Here is a 13418-nt window from a genome sequence, read left to right as displayed (position 1 = left end):
TATAAGCCGAAGGCATACTAAAGCAATGCAGACCATGGGCAGTTCGCCGAAAGATACCCATGCCGGGGGTATGCAAACCGCGTTCGATGTCCTTGTCGACCCGAATCGTCGATTGATCCTTGCCGAGCTGCGGCTCGGCGTGCGCAGCACCGGACAGCTCGCGGCGCACCTGGGCCTCAGCCAGCCCGGAACCTCCCGGCATCTGCGCACCCTGCGCGAGGCGGGCTTCGTCACCGTGGAGCCCCGCGCCCAGCAACGCATCTACTCGCTCGCATCCACCGCGTTCGACGAGCTCGACGCCTGGCTGCAGGGGTATCGCCGGGCTGCGACAGGGGAGAGCGATCCGCTCGCCGATTCGGTGTTGACGACGGTTGCAGCGGGTGCCGACCCGAGCGACGCGCAGGCCGCATCCCGGCCCTCTGGGGTCCCGTCCGCTTCTCCTCGACGAGCGAAGTCCCCGAAGTCCCCGAAGCCGCACAAGAAGTCCGCAAAGTCGAAGGCCGGGAAACTCCGGAAGCGGGCAAAATCGGGCGGTGCGCGGAAGCCCTGAGCCCGCACCGGACCGGCGAGACGTTGCGCGTAGGGGCAGTAACGCGCCGCGACGCCGCTACTCGACGCCGCTACTCGACGCCGCTACTCGACGATGATGCCCAGGTGATCCGCCATGATCGGGGCGAGGAGGCTCAGCTGGGGGTCGTCGATCGTGGCTCCGCGGAGACCCTCGAGACCACGGATCACGCTGAAATCGCTTCCGCGCAGGTCGACGTCCTTGAGCGTGGCCCTCGTCACGTCGAGAGTGCCGATCCGGCAGCCCCGGAGCTCGAGGCGCTGCACCGTCGCGCTGCCGAGGTCGAGCTCCTCGATGATGCAATTGCTCAGCAGGACATCGTGCAGCTGGGCATTGCGCAGATTGACGAAGTCGAGCTTGCTGCCGTCGAACTGCACGGACCGGAGGCTCGACTCGTAGAGTTCGACCGAGCCGAGGCGGGAGTGCTCGACGCGCACGTCGCGCCAGACCGAGCGGGGTGCGCTGAAGATGGCCGCGTGCAGTTCGCCCGCGACGCACTCCGAGAGGGTCGCGCCGCGCAGTTTCGCATCGTTCAGCGACACCGTGTGGAATTCGCATTCGCGGAAGGCGACCCCGGTGAGGTCCCGTCCGTCGAAGTCGCAGTCGCTGAAACGCTGCGCCTCGACGTCGGCGCCAGAGACGAGTTCTGAGCCATCGGCGTCCGTGAGGTCGTCGAGGCGGATCGGGTCGAGAAGGGGAGGTCTGGTGCCGGAGCGGGCGCGCGCCACGCTCAGCCCTGCGCCGTGGGTACGGTGGGGCTCTGAACGGCGGAGACGGGCTCTGTGGTGAGGGGCTCGAGTACGAAGACGGGGATGATCCGTTCGGTCTTGACCTGGTAGTCGGCATAGTCGGGATACGCCGCGACGGCGCGCTCCCACCACGCGGCGCGTTCGTCGCCGGTGACCTCACGGGCGACCATGTCCCATTTCCGGGTGCCGTCCTGCAGCTCGACCTCGGGGTGGGCGACGACGTTGGCGTACCAGACCGGGTTCCGTGGTGCGCCGCCGAGCGAGGCGATGGCCGCGTAGCTGCCGTCGTGCTCGACGCGCATCAGCGGGGCCTTGCGGATCTTGCCGGACTTCGCACCGAGCGTGGTCAGGACGATGACGGGCATGCCGCGCATCGTGGTGCCCTGCTCGCCGCCGGAGCTCTCGTAGAGGGCGACCTGGTCGCGGACCCACTGCTGTGGGCTGGGTTCATATTCTCCGATGAGAGGCATGACACCATTAAACGTCACTGCACTGGGGAACATTCCACATCGGTCATTCCCGGCCGGGCAGCGTTCCGGGGGTCCCCGACGCTGGTCCGGGCTTGGTTCCGGGCCGGGGGCGGCGGGGCACGTAGCGCGGAATGTACCGGCCGAGCAACACGGCGCCGATCAGCCCGAAGGCGCCCATCACGCCGCTCGCGAGGGAGATCGACACGATCGTGAGCCCGGCGACCGCGACGGGGGCGACGGCGCTGCCGAAGTCGCCGGTGAACCGCCACGCCCCGAGGAACGGTGCCGGGTTGTCCTTGGGGGCCAGGTCGGCGCCGAGAGTCATCAGGATTCCGCTGCCGATCCCGTTCGCGACCGACAGGAACATCGCGACACCGATGAGCCACTGCACGTTGGTGGACAGGTCATGCGTGAACGCGAGGACGAGGAGGCCGAGGCCGAGGCCGATCATCGAGGGGAGCGCGCTCCACATGCGACCGTAACGGTCCATGATCTGGCCGCTCGCGTAGAACAGGGCGAAGTCGATGCCGCCGGCGATGCCGATGATGAGCGCGATGTCCGGCTCGCTGATGCCGATGCTGACGGCCCAGAGCGGGATGAGGACGGCGCGCGCGGACCGCATCGCGCCGACGAGGCCCGCGCCGGTGCCGAGCCGGATGAGGACGCCGCGGAAGCTCCAGATGGTCTGGAACAGGCCCTGGCTCTCCTCCTCCGCGAGTTCCTGGCCGGCCGGGCGCACGGTTCCATCCGGCGACGTCGCGAGTTCGGGAGTGCCGAAGGTGCTCGCGGGGTCCGGCAGCAGCAGGAGCACGAGGGCCGCGCCGAGGCACGCGACGACGAACACCCAGAACACGGCCTGGGTGCCCCCGGTGAAGCGGATGACGGCGGTCGCGATGAAGGGGCCGACGAACCAGCCGCCGCGGAAGATCCCGCCGAGGGTCGACAGCGCACGCGCCCGGTAGGCGACCGGCACGTAGCTCGTCATGAAGGCGTGCCTGGCGAGGGAGAAGATCGCCGTCGCGAGGCCGACGATGAAGATCCCGACGCCCAGCACGAGCGGGTTCGGGGCGACCAGGCAGACGAGGATCGCGATGATCGCGAGGAACGATGCCCAGATCATCGCGTTGCGCTCGCCGATCCGGGAGACGACCCAGCCGCTCGGGATGTCGCCGATGAGCTCGCCGACCATGATCATCGCGGCGATGAACCCGGCCATGGCGAGTGACGCCCCGAGGTTGTTGGCCACGATCGGGATCAGCGGGATGATCGCACCCTCACCGACGGAGAAGAGGAACGTCGGCAGGAAGGCGGCAAGGGCCACCGAGCGCAGGCTGAAGGGGCGTTCGGTGCTTGTCATGACTCCTCGATGCTACCCGGGTGCGCAGCCGCGCCCGGGCGGGCACCAGCCCGGGACCTGCGACGCCGGGTAGGCTGGGCAGCAAATGATTGAGCTGGACATTTCGGAGCAGATCGCCGCATTGCGGGCCACCTTCGGCGACATTCGGGCCGTGATCGACATCGATCAACTGCGCACCGACATCGCCGACCTGAACGACCAGGCCGGCGCCCCCGACCTGTGGGACGACTCGGAGCACGCCCAGAAGGTCACGAGCGACCTCAGCCACCGCCAGTCGGAGCTCGCGCGCATCGAGAGCATCGAGTCCCGGCTCGACGACCTCGAAGTCCTCGTGGAGATGGCCAACGACGGCGAGGGCGACGAGGAGTCGGCCGAGGAAGCCACCGCAGAGCTCGCGAGCCTGCAGAAGGTGCTCGGCGAACTCGAAGTGCACACCCTTCTCAACGGCGAATTCGACGAACGACCCGCCGTGATGACCATCCGCTCGGGCGCCGGTGGCGTCGACGCCGCCGACTTCGCCGAGATGCTGATGCGGATGTACCTGCGCTGGGCCGAACAGCACGACTACCCGGTGACGGTGCTGGACGTCGGATACGCGGAAGAGGCCGGCATCAAGTCCGCGACCCTGCAGATCGATTCGCCGTATGCCTTCGGCACGCTGAGCGTCGAGGCCGGCACCCACCGGCTCGTGCGGATGAGCCCGTTCAACTCCGCGGGCAAGCGCCAGACCTCTTTCGCCGCCGTCGAGGTCGTGCCGCTCATCGAGCAGACCGAGTTGATCGAGATCCCGGACACCGACATCCGCGTGGACGTGTTCCGGTCGAGCGGACCCGGCGGCCAGTCCGTCAACACGACGGACTCCGCCGTCCGGATCACCCACCTCCCGACCGGCACGGTGGTGAGCTGCCAGAACGAGAAGAGCCAGATCCAGAACCGCGCGGCCGCCATGCGGGTGCTGCAGTCCCGGCTGTTGCTGATCCAGCGCGAGCAGGAAGCCGCGACCAAGAAGGAATTCGCCGGCGTCATCACGGCGAGCTGGGGCGACCAGATGCGCAGCTACGTGCTCGCCCCGTACCAAATGGTCAAGGACCTCCGCACCAACTATGAGGTCAACAATCCCACCCAGGTCTTCGACGGCGACCTCGACGGTTTCATCGCCGCCGGCATCCGCTGGCGGAAGCAGGCACCGCAGGATTGAGCCCAATTCGGCGGTTCCTGCCTGTGAGGAAAAGCTTGCCGGTATGTCGAACTGGCAAAACACAGGATGCCTGCCTAGGCTCAAGGGGCCATGATCCGTTTTGACAGCATCACTAAGAAATATCCGGGAACGACCCGACCGGCTCTCGACGACATCAACGTCGAGGTTCTGCGCGGCGAGTTCGTCTTCCTCGTCGGTGCATCCGGTTCGGGTAAGTCAACCTGCCTGCGGCTGATCCTCAAGGAGGATAAGCCCACGAGCGGGCGCATCCACGTGCTCGGACAGGACCTGCGGTCGATCTCGAACCGCAAAGTCCCGTACTTCCGGCGCAACCTAGGAGTCGTCTTCCAGGACTTCCGGCTGTTGCCGAACAAGAGCGTGTTCGAGAACGTCGCCTTCAGCCTGCAGGTGATCGGCAAGTCGCGCGGCTTCATCCAGGAGGCCGTTCCTGACACGCTCAAGATGGTCGGACTCGCCGAGAAGGCGCTCCGGCTGCCCCACGAACTCTCCGGCGGTGAGCAGCAGCGGGTCGCGATCGCGCGAGCCATCGTCAACAAGCCCCAGGTGCTTCTCGCCGACGAGCCGACCGGAAACCTCGACCCCACCACGAGCGCGGGCATCATGGCCCTGCTCGAGCGCATCAACGCGGGCGGCACGACCGTGGTCATGGCCACGCACGAGGCCGGCATCGTCGACCAGATGCAGCGCCGGGTCATCGAGCTCTCCGGCGGCAAGATCGTGCGCGACGAACGCCAGGGTGGTTACGCGACCGCAGGCATCCCGATCATTCCGCTCGGAGCTGGCCTGCACCGGAAGCCGGCCATCGACCCGCAGCACACCGTGTCAGCACTTGCGCCGAGCGCACTGCCGTCGGTGTTCGCCCCGGCGAACCCGGCGAACCAGGCAAACCAGGCGAACCCGATGGCCCCGGCCACTCCTGCCCTCACCCACCCCTCCGCACCCGTGCCCGCGCCGCTCGTGCCAGCAGCCGTTCCCGTTCCTGCTGCACCCATCACGCCGGTCGTCATCGTCCCCGACGCCCCGGCTCGTGCGGGCGCCCTCGCCGAGACGGGCGCAGACGCTGCGGCCCCGGCCACGCCGCCCGCCGCCATTCCGCAGCCGTTCGGCGAGCAGGCCATGGCTATTGCCTCAGATTCCGGTATGCCCCTCCCGCTGACCTCGGCGATCTTCCTGCCCGGCCGCGAGCCGCAGGCGGATGCCGCGACGACGCCAACCGGGACCGGTGCAGACGATTCCCCGTCAGATGCGGGTGCTGCCGAGCAACCGAAGTACATGTCGCGTCCGATGGCACCTACCCAGGACGACGTTCTCGACCAGCTCACCCTGGCCGAGAGGCTGGGGCTTCGTGCTCCCGGCGAAAAACCAGACCAGACCGGCGAACAGAATGTGGGACCCACCCGATGAGACTCGGACTGGTGCTCTCCGAAGCCGCCAACGGCCTGCGTCGCAATGCCTCGATGGTTGTCTCTGTCGTGCTCGTGACCTTCATCTCGCTGACCTTCGTCGGCGCTGCGATCCTGATGCAGATGCAGATCGGCCAGATGAAGAACTTCTGGTACGACCGCGCCCAGGTCGGAATCTACATGTGCACCGCGATCTCACCGGGGGAGACCTGCACCGGGGGAGAGGCGAGCCAGGGTCAGATCGACGCCGTCAAGGCCCAGCTCGAGTCGCCGACGCTCTCGCCGTTCGTGGACAAGTACTATTTCGAGACGCATGAACAGGCCTTCGAGAACTTCAAGAAGCAGTTCGCAGGCAACCCGGTCGCCGACTATGTGACTCCGGAGCAACTGAACCAGACCTTCTGGGTGAACCTCAAGGACCCGTCCCAATCGGACGTGCTCGTGGAGAGCCTGTCCGGCGTGGCCGGGGTCGAGAACGTCGCGGACCAGCGCAAGTACCTCGACCAGATCTTCTCCGTGCTCAATGCGGCGAGCTACACGGCGATCGGCATCGCCTCGCTCATGCTCGTGGCTGCAGCGTTGCTGATCGCCACCACCATCCGGCTGTCGGCCTTCTCGAGGCGGCGTGAGCTCGGCATCATGAGACTCGTCGGTGCATCGAACCGGTTCATCCAGACGCCGTTCATCCTCGAGGGCGTCTTTGCGGCGCTGCTGGGATCCCTTCTGGCAGGTGGTGCGGTCCTTGCCCTCGTGCAATGGTTCGTCCAGGGCTTCCTCGGTTCCCGGCTGACAGGCTTCTCGCTTGTGGGCATGCAGGATGCGCTCCTCGTCGTGCCGATCCTGCTGGTGGTCGGCGCGGTACTCGCGGCCTTCTCCGCCAACTTCGCCATCACCCGCTACCTGAAGGTCTAGCCGTTCGTCCGAACGGCTCGAGGCCGAGAGCTAGACTGGTGGGCTGGCCGGTACCGGTCTGCCCACCCACCGACGTTGAGGAGTAACCCGTGCCCAGGGAAATCGGCGAAAAGGTCGTCTCGACCAATCGCAAGGCACGCCACGACTACCTCATCGAGGAGACGTACGAGGCCGGAATGGTGCTCACCGGGACCGAGGTGAAATCCCTGCGCGCCGGCCGCGCCTCGCTCGTCGACGGCTATGCCTTCATCGAGGGCGGCGAAGCCTGGCTCGACGCCGTGCACATCCAGGAATACATGGCCGGTACCTGGACGAACCACCCGCCGCGGCGCAAACGCAAACTGCTGCTGCACAAGCAGGAGATCATCAAGATCAGCCACAAGACCAAGGAGGGCGGCTACACGCTCGTTCCCCTGCGGATCTACTTCAGCAACGGCAAGGCCAAGGTCGAGATCGCCGTCGCCAAGGGCAAGAAGGAATACGACAAGCGCCAGACGCTCCGTGAGCGCCAGGACAAGCGCGAGTCCGACCGCGCGATGTCCGCGCGCAAGCACCTCGGCGACTGACACCCGGTTGAATCGCCCGCCCGTCGGACGAGCGGGCGACGGCATCCGCACGCGTCGATGCGGCGGATGCGGGGCGTTACGATGAAGGCAATGAGTACAGCGGACGCGGAATACAACGCCTTCGGCCCCTGGGTGGACGCGGTGCGGACACTGGATGAGGTCCCGCGGCTGTTTCGCGACTTCGGGTGCGATCCCACGTCGGAGCGGCTCGTGCTCAAGGTGCCGCGGAACATCCCGCGCCGGGACGCGGATCCGACCATGGACCTCTATGACCACCTGATCATCGCGGGGAGCGACGCCCTCACCGTGCTGAGCAGGACAGGTTCGGCATACGCCGGCTCGACTCTGCCCTACGACGCCGTCGTTGCCATCGAGGACAGCGTCGACCTCACCGACGGGCGCCTTCGGGTGTGCTCCCGGGACGGCAGCGTGCTCCAGGTCGGCTACAACGGCTCCTCGCGCGAGGTCGTCAGCGGATTCGTCGACATGCTCCGTGACGTGTCGCTGGGCTCGGGAGTGACGTTGGGCTCACACGACGCCGCAACGGCCGCTGCTTCGATGCTGACTTTCCCGGTCGGCCCCGCCATCGACCGGCGGCCCAATGCCGTCCTCAACTCTGCCGTATTCCGGGCAACCGACGCGGACCTGATGGCGGACTGGACGAATCTGCGGGATCGCGAGCCGGAACTCCACCTCTACGCCGCGCATCCGCGTGAGCGGGTTCGGGCGACCGGCGGCTTCATGGCGCGGGTGTTGAACCTGTTCCGTCCGACTGTGCTGCACGGCGCCATCGTCTGCGGGACCGACGCGGAGGTTCAAGTGCTGTCCCGTCGCGACTGGTTCGGTCTGGCCGATCGGTCCGAATTGTCGAGCTCCCGGCTGATCGTGTTCCTGGCGCGGTTGGAGTCGGTCACCGTGCAGCGGCATCCGCGTTACGCCGAGGCGAGTATCGTCACGGTCCGGTCTGGTGCTGCGCGCATCGATGTGATCGTTCCCGGCGACTCCGAGGCCGAGCGCGTCCTGCTGGCCGTCGCCCCGCATTCCGGCAGAAGTGTTGTAGACTGAAGGGCTGCACGATCAGTTCGAAAAGAACGAGTGCAGTATTGACAACTCAACAGCGTGTGACAGGACCCACTCATTCCGCCGTACGTCGGTGGCGCCGAACAATGGCGACGAGTGCTCATGGGGATGATCGGTTTCGACATTGCCTGCGCAATTGTGAGAAGCGGGTCGAGGATGCAGGGTTAACTCGTTAACGCTCCCTGCAAAACAATAAGTGCCAAAACAAACCGCACTGACTCTGCTTCTGCTTACGCCCTCGCGGCCTAAGTAAAGCAACTAGAGAGTCCGTCAGGCCGGGAATGCTCTCTACCCGGACCCTGACGTCATTTAGAGAGATTGCTCCTACTCTGAGCCGCGGGGTGTAGGGGGACTTAAACGAGGGCTGGGCTCGTCGGATTAGCTGACAGTGGCAAATTCCGGAGCCGAGTAGAACGACTTCACTGGATACACCCGTAGAAGGCATATGACCACAGCAGTGGACGGGGGTTCAATTCCCCCCATCTCCACCATCGGTTCCTATCACACGCTCTTGAGTCCTCGAGTCTCGGACCGTCGGTCGTGAGCTCGTGACCCCTTGAGCCCGTGGGTCGAATCACCATAGTGTGATTCCCTACGACCACGACTCCAGGAGATGACATGTCCCTCGTCCGCGTGCACAACTTCTCGGTCTCCCTCGACGGCTTCGGCACCGGAGAAGGCCAGAAACTCGACGCTCCCTTCGGACACGCAGGCTCCCGGCTCCTGGAATGGGCGATCGCGACACGCACCTTCCGCGAGATGGGCCTTCACGGGGAGTCTGCGGCATCCTTCGGCGTCGACGATGCGTTCGCCAGCGCCTGGGGTCCCGGGATCGGCGTGGAGATCATGGGCCGCAACAAGTTCGGCCCGGTGCGTGGTCCCTGGGAGGACGAAGAGTGGAAGGGATGGTGGGGCGACAACCCGGTGTTCCACACCCCCGTGGTCGTGCTGACGCACCATCCCCGGCCGATGCTCGTGATGGACGGCGGAACAACCTTCCATTTCGTTGATTCCGACCCCGTCTCGGCGCTCGAACAGGCTCGCGCCCTGGCCGGCGACCGCGACGTCCGGGTCGGTGGCGGCGTCAGCACGGTTCGACAGTTCCTCGAGGCCGACCTGATCGATCACATGCACATCGTCCTCGTACCGATCGTCCTGGGCCGGGGCGAACGACTGTGGGACGGACTCGAAGGGCTCGAGCAACGCTTTGACATCGAGGCGACCCCTTCTCCGTCCGGAGTCGTCCATCTGGTCTTCACCCGTCGCACGGCTCGGTAGTCCGCCGCGCGCTTTCGGGGCATGATGACCTCGGACGAGGAGTCTCATGGCCGACACCGGACTGCGGAAATGGGCGCCAGGCGTCGCTACAGCGCTGGGCTATCGGCGCATCTGGCTGCTGCCCGATCTGCGCGCAGGGGCGATCCTGACCGCCCTGCTCATCCCGGTCGGCATCGGCTATGCCGAGGTCGCCGGCCTTCCGCCCGAGTCCGGCCTGTTCGCCACGATCGTTCCTCTTCTCGTCTACGCCGTCGTCGGGCCGTCCCGGATCCTGGTGCTCGCTCCCGACTCGGCTCTCGCGCCGATCATCGCCGCGGCCATCCTGCCGCTCGCCGCCGGGGACAGCGCCCGTGCCGTTGCCCTCGCCGGACTCCTGGGAATCATGGTCGGCGCGGTACTCATCCTGGGCGGATTGCTGCGCCTGGGGTTCGTGACCGACCTGCTTTCCAAGCCGCTCCGGGTCGGCTACCTCAACGCACTCGCGGTGATCGTCATTCTGTCGCAGATCCCGCCGCTCCTCGGATTCTCTCTCTCGTCGGCATCGCCGCTGCGAGATGCGATCGCCATCGTCACCGGCATCGTCGGCGGCCAGGTGAACCCGACCGCGATGCTGTTCGGGATCGGCTCACTGGGTGTCATCGTCGTCCTGGTCTGGACGAAGAGCCGGATCCCTGGGATCCTCGTCGCGGTCGTGGCCTCGATGGTGCTGACGTTCGCCCTCGGCCTCCACGACGGCCTCCCCGTCGTCGGCGCTCTCCCCGCCGGCCTTCCGGCACCCGCCCTCGCCGGCCTGCAGGGGGCGGATGTCGTCGGCCTGGCCCTTCCCGCGCTCGGGATGGCGCTCATCGCCTTCGCGGACACCGCGGTGCTCTCCCGCACCTTCGCCGCGCGCCGCGGGGACAACGTCGACGGCAGCCAGGAGATGGTGGCGGTCGGCGCTTCGAATCTGCTCGCCGGCCTGTTCGGCGGGTTCCCCATCTCGGCGTCGTCGTCGCGTACTGCCGCCGCTGAGAGCGCCGGGGCGCGCTCTCAACTCGCCGGAGTGGCCGGGGCTGTCCTCCTCGTTCTGTTCATGCTGCTCGCACCCGGCCTCACGGACTTCCTGCCATCCGCCACGATCGCGGCCGTCGTGATGGTCGCGGCGTCGGGGCTCGTCGACATCACGGGATTCGTCGCCCTCGTGCGGATGAGCAGGACCGATGCCTTCTTGTCCGTCGCTGCCTTCTTCGGCGTGCTCGTCGTCGGAGTGATCGAAGGGATCATCGTCGCGGTCGTCTTGTCGCTCGGCGAATTCGTCGGCCACGCCTGGCGGCCGTATCGTGCGGAGCTGGGTCGCATTCATGGCCTCCGGGGCTACCACGACCTGTCCCGGCACCCGGAAGGCGAGCGCCTGCCCGGAATCGTCATCGTGCGTTTCGACGCGCCGCTCTTCTTCGCCAATGGCGGGATCTTCGACGACTACGTCCGGGCGACCGTCAGCGCGGCCGGCGCCGACGTGCGCACCGTGATCCTGGCAGCGGAACCCATCACCGATATCGACACCACCGCCGTCGACGAACTGCTCGAACTGGATGAATTCCTGCAGAAGCGCGGCGCCACCCTCGTTTTCGCGGAGATGAAGGGTCCCGTGAAAGACGTCCTGCGTCGATACGGCCTCGGCAAACGGTTCCCTCCCGAGCGATTCGCCGACACCGTCGGCGCCGCCGTCGACGCGGCGACCGGCACGCTGCGGGGCGACCTCGACGGCACGCAGTGGGACCGTGACGCCTGACCTCGTGATGTCAGGGCATCAACGGCGGGCCTGGGCGAGGGTTCCGGTCACGGGGCCGGCGGGGTCGTCGATCAGGCACGAGACCAGGTGGCTGCCGGAGATCGTCCAGCCGTCCTCCGGCGGAACGAAGTAGTTGTAATCGAGCTGGGAGCCGTCATAGGCGCTGCCGGTGAAGGCCTCGAACCGGGTTCCGCAGCCGTCTTCGGCCGACGCGACGACAGCGTCTTCGCCGGGATACGACTCCATCGGCAGGTCGAAGCCCGCGTAGACCTCGAAGGCGTGCACTTCGGCACACGGCACCAGCGTGACGGTGACAGCGGATGCCACATCGGCGTCCCCGACGTTGTCGAGGCAGTCCCCGACTACGACCTTTGACACCTCGATCGGCACGGCCGTGGCTGATGCGGCAAGCGAGGCGGCCCCGTCACTGGCCGAGGGGGCGAGACGGGCGACGGAGGCGCATCCGCTCACCGCAAGCGACAGGCCGAGGGCGAGTGCTGCTGTGGCCGCGGCTCGCGCGATGACGGCGCGCCGGGCAGAGAGGGGGGCAACCCGGACCGGCCCGGGGCGCGAGGGTGGCATCAGCCGTGACGGGCCGTGCCGGCGGTGCCGGCAGCGGACGCACGGAGGACCTCGAGGGTCGCGGCGTGCAGCAGCCCGTTGGTGGCGAGGGAGCTGCCGTGCCAGGGTCCCTCGAGCCCGTCGGCCGAGGTGAAGGTGCCGCCGGCCTCCTGGACGATCGGGGCGAGCGCGGACATGTCGTATGGCTTGAGGTCGAATTCGGCCACGATATCGAGCACGCCTTCGGCCAGGAGCATGTACGACCACATGTCGCCGTATGCCCGGGTGCGCCACACCGACCGGGAGAGGACGACAAGCTCCTCGAGGTGGCCGGTCTGGTCCCACTGCTGGATGCTGTTGTAGCTGAGGGACGCGTCGGCGAGGGTCGGGACGCCGGAGACCTGGAGCCGGCGCGGGGCTGCGTCGGGGGTGCGCTCGTCGCTGGACCAGGCGCCGGCGCCGGCTCGCGCCCACCAGCGCTTGCCGAGGGCGGGGGAGCTCACCACTCCGACGACGGGGATACCGTCGACAGCAAGGGAGATCAGAGTTCCCCAGATCTGCACGCCGCGCAGGAAACCGGCGGTGCCGTCGATCGGGTCGATGATCCACTGGCGCACGGTCGAGCCGGCGGTGCCGTATTCCTCGCCGAGAATGCCGTCGTTCGGACGTCGTTCCGCGAGGAGGGCGCGGATGGCTCGTTCGACGGCCTGGTCGGCGTCCGTCACGGGGGTGCGGTCCGGCTTGGTCGTGACGACGAGGTCCATCGCGGTGAAGCGGTCGCGGGAGATGGCATCCGCGGCATCGGCGAGTTCGATGGCGAGGGCCAGGTCATCGTCGAGGCTGTAGGTCGAGGCCTCGTCGGAGGCACTGTTTCGGGGAGGAATTGTCGCGTCGGTCACACTCCCAAGGATAGTAATTTCCGCGCGACTCACCGGTGCGCGGCCTCGATTGGCGCCGGGGACGTTTCCGGTGTTATTCTCTAGAGTCGCTTCGGGTCGTCCCGGAGAAACAAATACGCACCTCTAGCTCAATTGGCAGAGCAACTGACTCTTAATCAGTGGGTTCCGGGTTCAAGTCCCGGGGGGTGCACCAGTAAAGCCAGATCAGCGAAGGGTTCCGTTCTCACGAACGGGGCCCTTTTTTGTTGCATCGAGATTCAGCCATGTCTGCGACATGTGCAGGTCCGCCAGATTCGACCATGACTTTGAGGCTCACGACCGCACGCCACGAGCAATACTTCCTGCCGGGCAACGCCCTGCGTTCTAGAACGGTGTCGGGTCGTCGGGGTCGTCGGGTGTGGGGTCGAGGTTCCAGACGTCCACGATCGGGACCGGTGGTTTCGGTTCGGGTTTGGGTTTCCGGGGTGGTCTCATATCGGCGGAGGGTTCGACGATGTAGCTGTACCCGGCGGGTGAGGTCCATTCGATGCGGCCGTCGCCGAGGTGTTTCGGCGACCACCGTGTGTAGCTCTTCACCGCGTGGTG

At 66.8% G+C, this 13418-nt stretch carries 13 protein-coding genes, 1 tRNA gene, 1 other RNA gene and 1 pseudogene; 10 read left to right on the top strand and 6 right to left on the bottom strand.

Annotated features, from left to right (window positions below; translation table 11 throughout):
• The first annotated feature begins 70 nt into the window (after window positions 1-70).
• Window positions 71-550 carry an ArsR/SmtB family transcription factor gene (locus E3O46_RS11515; protein ID WP_134561738.1) on the top strand — a complete coding sequence of 160 codons (480 nt, stop codon included), beginning with the start codon at window positions 71-73 and terminating at the stop codon, window positions 548-550.
• 83 nt (window positions 551-633) lie between these two features.
• Here the strand turns inward: E3O46_RS11515 and E3O46_RS11510 are convergent, their stop codons facing one another.
• Genes E3O46_RS11510 through E3O46_RS11500 form a run of 3 tightly spaced genes read right to left on the bottom strand, consistent with a single transcriptional unit; the run spans window position 634 to window position 3144 of the window.
• Window positions 634-1296, bottom strand: a complete 663-nt coding sequence (locus E3O46_RS11510; protein WP_134561737.1) for a pentapeptide repeat-containing protein — start codon at window positions 1294-1296, stop codon at window positions 634-636.
• Window positions 1297-1298: 2 nt separating this feature from the next.
• On the bottom strand, window positions 1299-1787 hold the full coding sequence (locus E3O46_RS11505) for a nitroreductase family deazaflavin-dependent oxidoreductase (protein WP_134561736.1): 489 nt from the start codon (window positions 1785-1787) through the stop codon (window positions 1299-1301).
• Window positions 1788-1830: 43 nt separating this feature from the next.
• Window positions 1831-3144, bottom strand: coding sequence for an MFS transporter (locus E3O46_RS11500; protein ID WP_134561735.1), 1314 nt, complete (start codon window positions 3142-3144; stop codon window positions 1831-1833).
• An 85-nt stretch (window positions 3145-3229) separates the two neighbouring features.
• Between E3O46_RS11500 and prfB the strand changes: the two genes are divergently transcribed.
• The 8 genes from prfB to E3O46_RS11460 all read left to right on the top strand — a co-directional run bounded on the left by prfB (window position 3230) and on the right by E3O46_RS11460 (window position 11373).
• Window positions 3230-4342, top strand: a complete 1113-nt coding sequence (gene prfB / locus E3O46_RS11495; RefSeq protein WP_134561734.1) for a peptide chain release factor 2 — start codon at window positions 3230-3232, stop codon at window positions 4340-4342.
• Window positions 4343-4432: 90 nt separating this feature from the next.
• Window positions 4433-5767: a cell division ATP-binding protein FtsE gene (ftsE, locus tag E3O46_RS11490; RefSeq protein WP_134561733.1), complete on the top strand. Its 1335-nt coding sequence runs from the start codon at window positions 4433-4435 to the stop codon at window positions 5765-5767.
• On the top strand, window positions 5764-6678 hold the full coding sequence (gene ftsX, locus E3O46_RS11485; protein WP_134447301.1) for a permease-like cell division protein FtsX: 915 nt from the start codon (window positions 5764-5766) through the stop codon (window positions 6676-6678). The genes ftsE and ftsX overlap by 4 nt, the downstream gene beginning before the upstream one ends.
• Window positions 6679-6767: 89 nt before the next feature.
• The gene (smpB, locus tag E3O46_RS11480; RefSeq protein WP_134447303.1) at window positions 6768-7244 is read left to right on the top strand and encodes an SsrA-binding protein SmpB; all 477 of its coding nucleotides are present in this window, start codon (window positions 6768-6770) and stop codon (window positions 7242-7244) included.
• Between the two features lie 90 nt (window positions 7245-7334).
• On the top strand, window positions 7335-8309 hold the full coding sequence (locus E3O46_RS11475) for a hypothetical protein (protein ID WP_134561732.1): 975 nt from the start codon (window positions 7335-7337) through the stop codon (window positions 8307-8309).
• Between the two features lie 119 nt (window positions 8310-8428).
• Window positions 8429-8815, top strand: a transfer-messenger RNA (tmRNA) gene (ssrA, locus tag E3O46_RS11470).
• A gap of 127 nt (window positions 8816-8942) precedes the next feature.
• A complete protein-coding gene (locus E3O46_RS11465; protein WP_134447306.1) occupies window positions 8943-9602 on the top strand; it encodes a dihydrofolate reductase family protein in 660 nt (219 codons plus the stop codon).
• Window positions 9603-9648: 46 nt separating this feature from the next.
• On the top strand, window positions 9649-11373 hold the full coding sequence (locus E3O46_RS11460; RefSeq protein WP_134561731.1) for a SulP family inorganic anion transporter: 1725 nt from the start codon (window positions 9649-9651) through the stop codon (window positions 11371-11373).
• 18 nt (window positions 11374-11391) lie between these two features.
• On the opposite strand, the gene E3O46_RS11455 is transcribed toward E3O46_RS11460, so the two are convergent.
• Together E3O46_RS11455 and E3O46_RS11450 are read right to left on the bottom strand one after the other, a co-directional pair.
• Window positions 11392-11955, bottom strand: a complete 564-nt coding sequence (locus E3O46_RS11455) for a septum formation family protein (protein ID WP_134561730.1) — start codon at window positions 11953-11955, stop codon at window positions 11392-11394.
• Window positions 11955-12833, bottom strand: coding sequence for an inositol monophosphatase family protein (locus E3O46_RS11450; RefSeq protein ID WP_241987398.1), 879 nt, complete (start codon window positions 12831-12833; stop codon window positions 11955-11957). The genes E3O46_RS11455 and E3O46_RS11450 overlap by 1 nt, the downstream gene beginning before the upstream one ends.
• A 117-nt stretch (window positions 12834-12950) precedes the next feature.
• On the opposite strand from E3O46_RS11450, the gene E3O46_RS11445 reads away from it, so the two are divergent.
• Window positions 12951-13026, top strand: a tRNA-Lys gene (locus tag E3O46_RS11445).
• Between the two features lie 170 nt (window positions 13027-13196).
• Here E3O46_RS11445 and E3O46_RS18290 read toward each other — a convergent pair.
• Window positions 13197-13418: pseudogene (locus tag E3O46_RS18290) on the bottom strand (hypothetical protein); the annotation flags it as partial.

It is taken from the genome of Cryobacterium glucosi, from assembly GCF_004402235.1.
GTDB lineage: Bacteria > Actinomycetota > Actinomycetes > Actinomycetales > Microbacteriaceae > Cryobacterium > Cryobacterium glucosi.
This window is presented reverse-complemented; position numbering and strand designations above follow the sequence as displayed.

Excerpts from the sequence above, each read along its gene's own strand:
- E3O46_RS11515 (WP_134561738.1), top strand. The coding sequence starts at position 71 with ATGCAAACCGCGTTCGATGTCCTTGTCGACCCGAATCGTCGATTGATC.
- E3O46_RS11505 (WP_134561736.1), bottom strand. The coding sequence starts at position 1,787 with ATGCCTCTCATCGGAGAATATGAACCCAGCCCACAGCAGTGGGTCCGC.
- E3O46_RS11500 (WP_134561735.1), bottom strand. The coding sequence starts at position 3,144 with ATGACAAGCACCGAACGCCCCTTCAGCCTGCGCTCGGTGGCCCTTGCC.
- prfB (WP_134561734.1), top strand. The coding sequence starts at position 3,230 with ATGATTGAGCTGGACATTTCGGAGCAGATCGCCGCATTGCGGGCCACC.
- ftsE (WP_134561733.1), top strand. The coding sequence starts at position 4,433 with ATGATCCGTTTTGACAGCATCACTAAGAAATATCCGGGAACGACCCGA.
- ftsX (WP_134447301.1), top strand. The coding sequence starts at position 5,764 with ATGAGACTCGGACTGGTGCTCTCCGAAGCCGCCAACGGCCTGCGTCGC.
- E3O46_RS11475 (WP_134561732.1), top strand. The coding sequence starts at position 7,335 with ATGAGTACAGCGGACGCGGAATACAACGCCTTCGGCCCCTGGGTGGAC.
- E3O46_RS11465 (WP_134447306.1), top strand. The coding sequence starts at position 8,943 with ATGTCCCTCGTCCGCGTGCACAACTTCTCGGTCTCCCTCGACGGCTTC.
- E3O46_RS11460 (WP_134561731.1), top strand. The coding sequence starts at position 9,649 with ATGGCCGACACCGGACTGCGGAAATGGGCGCCAGGCGTCGCTACAGCG.
- E3O46_RS11455 (WP_134561730.1), bottom strand. The coding sequence starts at position 11,955 with ATGCCACCCTCGCGCCCCGGGCCGGTCCGGGTTGCCCCCCTCTCTGCC.